The 10,592-nt window shown below is 66.4% G+C and carries 13 protein-coding genes and 1 pseudogene; 8 read left to right on the top strand and 6 right to left on the bottom strand.

All coding sequences use genetic code 11. The annotated features are described in order from the left end of the window. From AC1D00_RS18235 to AC1D00_RS18210, 6 genes are all read left to right on the top strand, one after another. On the top strand, positions 1-633 hold a 633-nt coding region (locus tag AC1D00_RS18235), incomplete at its 5' end, for a glutathione S-transferase family protein (RefSeq protein ID WP_477011608.1). A 157-nt stretch (positions 634-790) separates the two neighbouring features. Then, positions 791-967, top strand: coding sequence for a hypothetical protein (locus AC1D00_RS18230; RefSeq protein WP_164937506.1), 177 nt, complete (start codon positions 791-793; stop codon positions 965-967). Between the two features lie 37 nt (positions 968-1,004). Then, entirely contained in the window at positions 1,005-1,199 is a 195-nt protein-coding gene (locus tag AC1D00_RS18225; protein WP_074077493.1) for a hypothetical protein, read from the top strand. Positions 1,200-1,327: 128 nt separating this feature from the next. Continuing rightward, a complete protein-coding gene (locus AC1D00_RS18220; protein WP_477011607.1) occupies positions 1,328-2,131 on the top strand; it encodes a PAS-domain containing protein in 804 nt (267 codons plus the stop codon). Between the two features lie 72 nt (positions 2,132-2,203). Further along, the gene (locus AC1D00_RS18215) at positions 2,204-2,659 is read left to right on the top strand and encodes a GNAT family N-acetyltransferase (RefSeq protein WP_027548413.1); all 456 of its coding nucleotides are present in this window, start codon (positions 2,204-2,206) and stop codon (positions 2,657-2,659) included. Between the two features lie 252 nt (positions 2,660-2,911). Continuing rightward, positions 2,912-3,853 carry an aldo/keto reductase gene (locus AC1D00_RS18210; RefSeq protein WP_404552828.1) on the top strand — a complete coding sequence of 314 codons (942 nt, stop codon included), beginning with the start codon at positions 2,912-2,914 and terminating at the stop codon, positions 3,851-3,853. Between the two features lie 16 nt (positions 3,854-3,869). Here the strand turns inward: AC1D00_RS18210 and hmuQ are convergent, their stop codons facing one another. The 3 genes from hmuQ to AC1D00_RS18195 form a co-directional block, all read right to left on the bottom strand. Then, positions 3,870-4,193: a heme-degrading protein HmuQ gene (hmuQ, locus tag AC1D00_RS18205; RefSeq protein ID WP_008544592.1), complete on the bottom strand. Its 324-nt coding sequence runs from the start codon at positions 4,191-4,193 to the stop codon at positions 3,870-3,872. Between the two features lie 140 nt (positions 4,194-4,333). Then, a complete protein-coding gene (locus tag AC1D00_RS18200; protein WP_477011606.1) occupies positions 4,334-5,551 on the bottom strand; it encodes a DUF1501 domain-containing protein in 1,218 nt (405 codons plus the stop codon). 2 nt (positions 5,552-5,553) lie between these two features. After that, positions 5,554-7,116, bottom strand: coding sequence for a DUF1800 domain-containing protein (locus AC1D00_RS18195; protein WP_477011605.1), 1,563 nt, complete (start codon positions 7,114-7,116; stop codon positions 5,554-5,556). 114 nt (positions 7,117-7,230) lie between these two features. Here AC1D00_RS18195 and AC1D00_RS18190 point away from each other — a divergent pair. Beyond that, positions 7,231-7,368, top strand: a pseudogene (locus AC1D00_RS18190) (cysteine-rich CWC family protein); the annotation flags it as partial. Between the two features lie 286 nt (positions 7,369-7,654). After that, positions 7,655-8,428 carry an outer membrane protein gene (locus AC1D00_RS18185; protein ID WP_477011604.1) on the top strand — a complete coding sequence of 258 codons (774 nt, stop codon included), beginning with the start codon at positions 7,655-7,657 and terminating at the stop codon, positions 8,426-8,428. 45 nt (positions 8,429-8,473) lie between these two features. Here AC1D00_RS18185 and AC1D00_RS18180 read toward each other — a convergent pair whose 3' ends face one another. From AC1D00_RS18180 to AC1D00_RS18170, 3 genes are all read right to left on the bottom strand, one after another. Beyond that, complete coding sequence (locus AC1D00_RS18180) at positions 8,474-9,172, bottom strand: glutathione S-transferase family protein (protein WP_477011603.1); 699 nt, start codon at positions 9,170-9,172, stop codon at positions 8,474-8,476. 308 nt (positions 9,173-9,480) lie between these two features. Beyond that, a complete protein-coding gene (locus AC1D00_RS18175) occupies positions 9,481-9,711 on the bottom strand; it encodes a hypothetical protein (RefSeq protein WP_477011602.1) in 231 nt (76 codons plus the stop codon). Beyond that, entirely contained in the window at positions 9,708-10,487 is a 780-nt protein-coding gene (locus AC1D00_RS18170; protein ID WP_477011601.1) for a TSUP family transporter, read from the bottom strand. The genes AC1D00_RS18175 and AC1D00_RS18170 overlap by 4 nt, the downstream gene beginning before the upstream one ends. Between the last annotated feature and the right edge of the window lie 105 nt (positions 10,488-10,592).

Genomic DNA, 10,592 nt, shown 5'->3' with positions numbered 1-10,592 from the left:
ATGCAACGCTCCGGCAACAGCTACAAGGTCCGCCTTGCGCTGGCGCTGCTGAACTTGCCTTACGAAGCGGTCGAGGTGGACATTCTGCGTGGCGAGAGCCGTACGCCGGACTTTCTGTCCAAGAACCCGTCAGGCCAGGTGCCGCTGCTCGATGTCGGCGGCGACCGTTATCTCGCCGAGTCCAACGCCATCCTCTGGTACGTTGCCGTCGGCACACCGCTCGCGCCGGAGAACCGCATCGATCGCGCCGAGGCGCTGCAATGGATGTTCTTCGAGCAGCACGCGCTCGAGCCGAATATCGGCGCCGCCTATTTCTGGCTGTCGCTGGTCAAGGGCGGCCGCGACCTCCAGACCCATTCGCTGGAGGACTGGATGGAACGCGGCTATGGCGCGCTCCAGGTGATGGAGAACCATCTCAAGACCAACGCCTATTTTGCCGCGCGCCAGCTCACGGTCGCCGACATCGCGCTGTACGGCTATACCCATCTCGCCGACCGCTGCGACTTCGACCTCTCGACCTTCCCGGCGATCCGGGACTGGCTGAAGCGCGTGGAGGCCGCGCCCGGCTTCGTCTCGATGGACTGGCGGCCGGCCGACGTCGACGACCCCGCCAGCATCGCCGCCAGCGCCTGATGGCGCGCCCCCGCCCTGGCGAATAGCGGGCATAAGGGTCGTCTTTGCCGCAATCCCGCCACTTTCGTTGCGGCAGCCGCCGCAATATTGCCGGTTGAAACTGGGAAATTCTGGAAAGTCGCGGGTGATTCGCTCGCACGTTGAAGGATTTAGACCCATGACTCGGGCGTCCGGCACGGCAGGCTTTCAGGGCCAACCCGCTACCGTTGCGTCTTCCCGGCTGACCAACGCGGTCGCGGCCTCGCTCGCCGTCGCCGCGCTCTCGCTGTGCCTGATCGTCACCCTGACGGTGCTGTCGACCAAGGCGACGATGGCGATGGGCCTGCCGGTCTGATTCCCGTTTCATCCTGGACCAGCCTTCAGGGCGCCGCGTGACCCGCGCCGACCGGCATCGCGACAGGACGTCGATGAAGTCACCTGTGGTAGTCGTTGCAATCACCCTGACTGCGGCCATCCTGGTCGCGGCGTCGCTGTTGATTTTCACCGGCATGCGCAAGAGCTCGGGCACCTCGACGCTGAATGCGCCCGCGTCGCAGCAACGCGTCAGGCACGCGCACTTGGTCTAAAATCATCCGAAAGCTTTGCGCACCGCCGCAAGCCGCCCTTAAGCACTTCGCACGAATTCGCACCGCACCGGCGCAACGATCAGTCAGTATCGCCGCCTTACCTCGTTCAGGGAGGAACGAGACAGGCCATGCGATTCGGATGGCGTGCGATCTGCGGTCCAGTGCTGACAGCGGCGACCCTGTTGCTGGCGATCCTGCTCGATCGCTCCGTCCCCTCGCCCGCGCCGCTGTTGGTCTGCATCGTTGCGCTTGCCGGCGCGCTGTCGGGTTTCGCCTCCGCCATCACCAGTGCGGCCCTCGCCGTGACCGGCGCGGCGCTGCTCCTCTTCTTCCACCGCGCCATGCCCTTTGCGATCGCGGATCTGGTCCAGCTCGGCCTCCTCGGAGTGACGACCGCCGGCACTGCCGCGATCACCGGCCTGATGCGCGAGCGGCTGCTCGGCACCTTTGCCGCCGAGCGTCAGAGCCACGCCACCGCCGCGCGGCTGTCGGCCGCGCTCGACCAGGTCGATATCGGCATCGTGCTGCTCGATGCCGAGACGCGCGCCGAATTCATCAATCGTGCGTTCCGCGATTATTTTGCTGTGCCGGACGACATCGCCGACGGCAAGCCGCCCTTCGTCGCGCTGATGTATCATGGCCGCGACACTGGCGCGTTCGAGCTGCCGGAGGACGAGCTCGCCACCTTCATCGCGCAGCGCATGGAGATGGTGCGGATCGGCGATGCCACGCCAATCAACATCGCCTTGCGCAGTGGCGAGGTGCTGCGCTTCGTCTGCGCCGCGCTGCCCGATGGCGGGCGCATGCTGAGCTACACCCCGGTGACCGACCTCGTACGCCACACCGATGCGCCCTCGCGCGCCGACTACTACCGCGCGCTGCGCGATCCCACCGGGCGCAGGCTGATCCGGTACCTGCGCGTCGCCGAATAGCGTCACGGCGCGATTGATCGACGCGCCCTTCATCACGTATGAAGGGCACTTCATCGATCGCGGAATTTCCAGATGTCGCTCACCGTTCGCTCCGTCACCAAGCAGGACTACGATCAATGGCTGCCTCTGTGGGACGGCTACAACGCCTTCTACGGCCGTTCGGGTCCGACCGCGCTCGCGCCCGAGATCACGCGGATGACGTGGCAGCGCTTCTTCGACGCCTATGAACCCGTGCATGCGCTGGTCGCCGAAAGCGACGGCCGACTGCTCGGGCTGACGCACTACCTGTTCCATCGCAGCACCACCGCGATCGAGCCGTCCTGCTATTTGCAGGACCTGTTCACGCTGGAGGCCGCGCGCGGCAAGGGCGTCGCCTCGGCGCTGATCCATGGCGTGTACGAGCGGGCGAAACTGGCGGGATCGCCACGCGTCTACTGGCAGACGCACGAGACCAACGTCACGGCGCAGCGCCTGTACGACAAGGTCGCGGAGCGGTCCGGCTTCATCGTCTATCGCAAGCTGTTTTAATTCTAGCGCGCAGCCTGTGGATAACTCCCGATGTCACCTGTGCGTTACATAGCGGGACTAGGCTCCACCTGCGTCTGATCAGGCCCCCCGTCACCGATCAAGCGCCCCAAAGCGGTCCCCGTCAGTCGCCGCGTCTGACAGGGGCCGCACTTTTTTGTCCGCTCTGCCGGCATGGCAGCAGCGCGGCGGGCAGCTTGCTGGCGCGGTGCGCCGCGGTCACAATGCGCTGCTGCTCATCTGACAGGACCTCCCATGGAAATTCGCAATCTCGGCGCCTCCGGCCTTCGCGTGTCCGCGGTCGGGCTCGGCTGCAACAATTTCGGCCAGCGCACCGACCTCGAGACCTCGCGCAAGGTGGTCCATCGCGCGCTCGACCTCGGCATCACGCTGTTCGACACCGCCGACATCTATTCGAACATGGGCGGCTCGGAAAACGTGCTCGGCACTGTCCTGGGCGATCGCCGCAAGGACATCGTGCTGGCGACGAAATATTCCAAGCCGATGGCGGAGGACGGAACCAAGCAGGGCGCCTCGCGCCGCTACATCATGAACGCGGTGGAAGCGAGCCTGAAGCGGCTGAAGACCGACTACATCGATCTCTACCAGCAGCACGACTATGACCCGCTGACGCCGATCGAGGAGAGCTTGCGCGCGCTCGACGATCTCGTCCGGCAGGGCAAGGTCCGCTACATCGGCAATTCGAACTTTCCGGCCTGGCGGGTCGCCGAGGCGGAGTACGTCGCACGCGCGATGAATGTCAGCCGCTTCGTCTCCTGCCAGGACGAATATTCCCTGGTGGTGCGCGACATCGAGAAGGATCTGCTGCCGGCCGCGCAGGAATACAGGCTCGGCCTGTTGCCGTTCTTCCCGCTCGCAAGCGGACTTCTGACCGGCAAATACCGGAAGGGCGAGAGCGCGCCTGATGACACCCGCTTCGGCAAGGTGCCGCGGCTGCGCGACCGCTACGTCACGCCGCGCAACGAGGACATCGTCGAGAAGCTCCAGGCCTTCGCCAAGGCGCGCGGGCACAGCATGCTCGAGCTCGCCTTCTCCTGGCTCGCCGGACGYCCGCAAGTGTCCAGCGTGATCGCCGGTGCCACCCGCGTCGAGCAGATCGAGGAGAACGTCAAGGCGATCGCCTGGAAGCTCAGCACTGATGATCTTGCCGAGATCGACAAGATCACGCTGGGCTGACGTCTGAAGCGCGGCGCTATTTGGCGCCGCGCCCGACCGTCTGCATCACCTCGAAGCCTTCGAATTGCGGATGGCCGAGATAAAGCGGCTTGTTGTCCCCGGCCTTGTGATGCGCGGCACGAAACGCCTCCGACTTGGTCCACGCCTCGAACGCCGCGTGGTTCGCCCACACGGTGTGCGAGGCGTACAGGGTGTGGTCCTCGAGTTCGGGCCCGCGCAGCAGATGGAATTCGACGAAGCCCGGCACCTTGTCCAGATGCGTGTCGCGCGAGAGCCAGACCTGCTCGAAGGCGGCCTCGGAGCCCTTGGCGACGCGGAAGCGGTTCATGGCGATGTACATGGATGGTCTCTCCTGATGTTCGGCTCATCATGTCGTCATTCCCCGACGCGCCGCAAGGCGCGGGCCCGGAATCCATTTTGCGGCGGAACGTATGGAGGTATGGATTCCGGGTTCGCGCTACGCGCGCCCCGGAATGACGGCTAAGCCACCAGCCCCTTCATCGGCCTTGCGCTTGCGCTGTCCGGAAACACCGTCTCCGCAAGCACACGGTCCGACAGACCGAACTGGCCTTGCAGAACGCCCTTGATCACCGAGCGCAGATCAGTGGTCGGCTTGAGGTCGCGGGCCTCATAGAGGTTGGCGAGCTTGAGGCCGGGCCAGTCGGAGATGACGCGGCCGCCCTTCACCGCGCCGCCGGCGAGCAGCGCGACGGTGGCGGTGCCGTGATCGGTGCCGTCGGTGCCGTTGATGCGCGCGGTGCGGCCGAACTCGGTTGCGACGACGACGACGGCGTCGCGCCAGCGCTCGCCGAGGCCGCTCTCGAATTCGGCGAGCGCGCCGTCGAGCCCGCCGAGCAGGAAGGCGAGGCGGCCGACCGGGCCGCCTTCATTGGCATGCGTATCCCAGCCGTCGAAGGCGAGCGCGGCAATGCGCGGGCCGTCGTCGGCGGCCATCAGCTTTGCCGCGCCGCGCGCGACCTGGCGCATCTGCGCGACCTGATTGCCGCCCTTCGGCTTCATGTCGTCGCCGCTCGCGACCTTGTCGAGCTGGAGGCCCTGCGACAGCGCCATCGCCAGCGCGGGATCGCGGTGACGGTAGAGATCGACGAGGCGCATCGCGGTGTCGTCGTCGGCCTGCGGCAGCGCAACCGGCGCCCAGCCGACGGTCGGCGCGTTGCCGCGCAGCACCAGCGGCGTGGTCGGTCCCACCGCAAGACCGCTCGAGACGCGCTCGCCGCGCGGCAGCGCTTCCAGCGCGCGGTTGAGCCAGCCCGACTGCACCCGGCCCGGACCGGCATAGCCGCTTTCGAGCACGTCCTGGCCGTCGAAATGCGAGCGGTCGCGATAGGGCGTCGCCACCGCGTGGATCACCACGGCGTGCTTGTCGCGATACATCCGCGCAAACTCCGGCATCGCCGGATGCAGCGCGAAGAAGGAATCGAGCATGATCGCGGGATGCGCGCCATCCGACGCGAGCGCGATCGATCCGTGCAGGCCGGCATAATCGGGATCACCGACCGGCGCGACGGTCGAGAGCCCGTCGAGCGCGCCGCGCAGGATCACGACGATCAGCCTGGGATCGCGACCGTCGGCCGCGCGCGCGAATTTCGGCAAATAGGCCCAAGCCGCGAACGAGGCGCCGCCGAGCAGGAGGCCGCGGCGCGAGGTGAGGAGGCGGTTCTCGACGCAGTCGATCATCATCATCTCCTCTGCATTTCCGGCGACATCAGCAGCAGCGCCAGCGCCTGCTGGCGCGATTCCGCGCGCTCGATCGTTCGCCGCGTTTCGATGGAGGCCGCGTCTGCTGCTGCGAATTCCAAGAGGTCGAGCGGGTCGATATTGTTGCCGAGCCGCGCGCCCATCTGCGCGGCGATGTCGAGCCGCAGCTTCATGCCTTCGGGCGCCGCCCATGCGGCGGTGGTGTCCGGGAAACCGTTGGGACCGGCCGGCGACCACAGCGGTTGACCGAGCAGGTTGAGATTGTTGAGATAGCCGCCGGGATCCTMCGGCACGCGCGCGAGCAGCCGGCCGCTCGCGACCACGAAGTCGTAAGGCGAGCGCATCTTGGTCAGCGGCGCCTTCCACGCCTCGTCGGAATCGACCAGCGCGGTCGCCATGGCCTTGAGATCGCCGTCGGTCTTGACGAAGACGTCGCGCAGGCGCGCGACCAATGCCTGAGGCGGATCGTCGGCGACGAAATGACGGACGAGCTTGGTCGCGATGAAATTCGCGGTCGACGGATGCCGGGCGACGTCGGCGAGCGCCGCCTCGCCCTGCGCCAGCCCCGTCGGCTCGTAGGTCCTGCCGAGCAGCACTTGCGGCCCCGGCTGATGCGCATTGACGTTGAAGGCGAAGGAGCCGGGTGTGCCGAGCCCGCCTTGCCTTCCGGCAAAGGTCCAGCCCGTGATGATGCGCGCGAGCGAGGTGACGTCCTCCTGCGTGTAGCCGCCGCCGACGCCGAGCGTATGCAGCTCCATGATCTCGCGCGCGAGATTTTCGTTGAGCCCGCGCTTGCGGTTTTGCCCCGCGCGCGAGTCCGGCCCGAGCGATTGCTGGTTGTCGAGGAAGAACAGCATGGCCGGATGCTGCTCGACCGCCTTGAGCATGTCGGCGAAGCGCCCGAGCACGTGCGGCCGGATCGCCTCGCGCTCGAACGCGCCGGCCCAGATCCGCGCCAGCTCGCCCTTGCTCGCGGAGATGCAGAAATGGTTGGACCAGAACACGACCAGCCGCTCGGTGAAGCCGCATTCGACCAGCGTCGCACGCTGCAAGCGCGCCAGTGCTTCAGCGCGAAAGGTCTTCTGGATCACGTTGAGCGGCTGCGGGGCGGGTTTTGCGGCCGGCGGTGCGGCCGCGTTGGGCTGCATGGTGTCGGGCTTCGCCATAGTGTCGGCCGGCTTCGCATCGGTCATCTGGCCGGCGATCTCGGTCGCAGCCGTGTTCAGCGAGAGATTGCGCCGCGGCCCGGGCTTCTGATCAGCCGGCGGCTGCGGCGGCTGTGCTTCGGGCGGAGTGCCGGCCTTGGCGGCGGCCTCACGCGCCTGCTTGACCTCGTCCTGATAGGCGAACACGGCCTGGCCGAGCTGCGGCGTCGACAGCAGGCCGGGCGCCTCCAGCAGCACGCCGTTGGGGCGCGCCAGTTCCGCCTTCACGAAACCGCGCGGATCGGACGCCGCGTTGATCAGATCGCCGGATGCCCCGCCGCGGGCGCCGAAGCCGAAGCGGTTGAGCGCGACGAGCGCGGCTTGCGAATCGCGGGCCATCGATTTGTCCTTCGCGGATTGCCAACCGCTTTCCGAGTCACTGCGCGGCGGATAATATACCGCAGCGGGAGATGAACCCGACATGAAAATGACGGCACAGCTTTTGCGCAAATCATGACAATTCCGAAAGAATCCTCAATGCAGGAACCGCGCCGCCTCGCCTGTTCCCGCTGCGGCACCGAGTTCGGCTGCGACCTCTCCGGCACCTGCTGGTGCGCGGAGGAAACGGCGCGGCTGCCGATGCCGGTCAAGCGTGCGCAATTGCGCACCAGGCCGGGACGACGTTACGGAGAGAGTGTGCGCAGCAGCTACACCGCAGCCCCGAGCGGCTTCCGCGCTATCGGATATTTCCTGCCCGATGTCGTCACGGGCCTGATCATGTCAGTCTCGACGCCGTTGCTGAGCATCGGCGTGACATTTCAGGGACAGCCCATCGACCGGCCCCCTGCTATTGAACTACCTGAGATTTCATCGGTCAGGGGCTTCCATGTCACAAATTTGCTTCTCACGACTCGCGCTCTTCGCGGCCATCGGGGGAATGGCGTCCGTCTCCGCGGCGGCGGCAGCCGACATGCAGGCCCAGGCCTACAAGGCCTTGCCGGCGGTCGCGCCGTTCAGCTGGACGGGATTTTACGTCGGCGGAACCGCCGGCGCGAGCTGGACCAAAGCCGATCAGAGTCTCAGCGCTGTCAACGGGCCGGTTGCGCTCTACTTCCCCGCCGACATTCCCGGACTGAACGCCATCGGTTCGCCGGGCCTATCGGGGACCAGTGCAATCGTCGGCGGCAAGGCCGGTTACAATCGGCAATGGGGCAGTTTCGTCGCCGGCGTCGAAGGCGACATTTCGTGGCGCCACTTCGACAAGACGGTCGCGACGGCCGGCAGTCCGTTCCTGACCTTCCCCGTTGGCACCGCGGCGTTCACAACCACCGTCTCGACCAACTGGCTCGCGACCATTCGCCCCCGCATCGGTTATGCGGTCGACAAGGCGCTCTTCCACGCTACCGGCGGTGTCGCCATCGGCGACGTCAAATATTCGAACAGCTATGTGGGCTTCTCGCCGCTCGGATTTGGCTCGGAATTCGAGACGGCCGCGGTCAGCCAGACCCGGGTCGGCTGGACTGTCGGCGCCGGCATCGACTATGCGATCACGCCACATTGGGTGGTGAGCGGGGAATACCTGCACGTTGACCTCGGCTCGGTCTCCACCTCCGGCCTGGTCACAACCGGCAACACGCCTACCGCGACCTTCAACGTCTCGACCAAGCTGCGCAGCGACATTGGCCGCTTCGGCATCGCCTACAAGTTCTGACGTAAGTCGGGCTCGCGCCTTCGGCCGAGCCCGCCCTCCGATCTGCTACACCGCGTGCCCCGGCGATGTCCGCGCCATGCCGTCGAACGCATCGAGCAGCTTCTCGCGCCACGCATAGACCGGATCGTCCGCCTCCAGCAGCTTGAACGGGCTCACCACCCGCGCCCATTGAAAACCGCCGAACACGATGTAGTCGGCGTAGTTCGGCGCGGCGCCGCCGATGAAGGGCTGCTTCTTCAGGGCCTGCCGCATCACCTCGAGCGATTTGCGGAAGGCGACCACGCCGGCATCGCGGCCGGCCATGATCTCTTCCAGCGTCTTGCCACCGAAACGCGCCTCGCGCGATTGGCGGAAATAGGCGGCGTCAACCTCGGCAAGGTTCTTCGGAATGTCGGCGATGATCAGCGGAAAGATGCCGCCGACGATGGCGATGTCGCCGAAGGCGTTGATCATGCGCGCCATGGCGCGGCCGCCCTCGCCGCCGAACAGCGACGGACGATCCGGAAACCTGTCTTCGAGATAGTTCGCGATCGTCCAGGAATCGACGACGGGCTTGTCATCGTGCAAGAGCACCGGGACCTTCTCCGAGCCGTGCGGCGCGATCGCGCTCTTCTCGGTGAAGCGCCAGGGCAGCGATTCCGCCGCCAGTCCCTTGTGCGCCAGCGCCATCCGCGTGCGCCAGCAATACGGGCTGAAGGGGCGCGCAGCGTCGGTGCCGACGAGTTCGAACAGTTTCAGCGACATGGCCGGTGCTCCGTCAATGCGAGCGCAGCGAAGCAACCCTGACTGCCGCCGCGGAGACATTCTGGATTGCTTCGCTGGCGCTCGCAATGACGATGTGGAGAGAGATGCGATGGGCGCATCAAACTCTGCTGTCATGCCCCGCGACCCGGCTACGCCAAGGCTTCGCCGGGGGTTGAGGTCCAGGGGCGCCGAAGCTTTAGCGTAGGCGGCAGGCGGGGCATCCAGTACGCCGCCGCGGTCGTGAGATACATTGCTGCCGGTGTTTACTGGATCATCCGCCTTCGCGGATGATGACAGCTGCGCTTGGCTCACCGCCCGTTAGTTCGCAAAAACCTTTCGCCGTCCYCCGTCACCGCGATGACCAGCCCGAGACCGGCAACCGTCTCGCGCGCGACGTAGCCGTGGTCGGCGGCGTCTTCCCAGATGGTGAGGCGCGGGCACGACGTCTTCCAGGTCGAAACCACCTCGGCATAGGCGCGCGGCTCGCGCGCGACCCATTCGACGAAGTCCAGCACCAGCGGATCGGCGGTCTCGCTCATTGCAAACCTCCCTTGTCGAAGGCCGCCAGCACCGGGGTCCGAACCAGGAGCCAGCCGCCATAGGCGACGTAGTAGCAGGCGATGGTGGTGATCAGCTTGTTCGACCAGGCGATGAATTGCTGGTCGGTCATGGCTTCGAGAATGCGCCGCGCCAGCGTGGTGCCGAGCATCGAAGCTGCGATCGCGACGCCGGCGAGCACGGGATCGAGGCTCGCCGCCTGGTCGATGATGCCGCCGAAATAGATCAGCTTGGTGAAGTGGCTGACGAGCTGGCACATCGCCTTCGTCGCCACCTTCTCACGCCGGCCGAAATCGCCGCCGAGGAAGAAGGTGTCGAGCAGCGGCCCCGACACGCCGGTCATCAGCATCAAACCCATGCAGATCGTGCCATAGACGGTGCCCTGCCAGAGCCTGTCAGGGTCCGGCTTGATGTTCGTCGGCAGCAGCCGCGCCATGAACGGGGTGATGCCGAGCAGCAGCAGCGCCATCGGCTTGTCAGGCACGTAGCGGGTCAGCGACCAGGCCGCGAGCGCGATGGCGGCGCCGACCATATAATTCGCGACCGGCCGCCAGCGGATATGCGCGCGCCACAGGAAAGCGCGCCAGCCGTTCGAGGCCATCTGCGTGATCGCATGCAGCACCATCGCGGTCGGCAGCGGCATCAGGGCCAGCAGCACGCCGATCAGGATCAGCCCGCCCGCCATGCCGAACAGTCCCGACAGGAACGCGGTGGCGACCATCAGCAATCCAAGGGCAGCGATCATCATGGGCGTCACGTGAGGGGTCTCCGTAGCAAGTGAGGGACGCAGACTGTGCGCTCTCCCTCGCCCCGCTTGCGGGGAGAGGGTGGGGTGAGGGGGAGCCTCCACAAGGGAGGTGGC

The organism is Bradyrhizobium sp. P2_E8, assembly GCF_056403875.1.
This window is presented reverse-complemented; position numbering and strand designations above follow the sequence as displayed.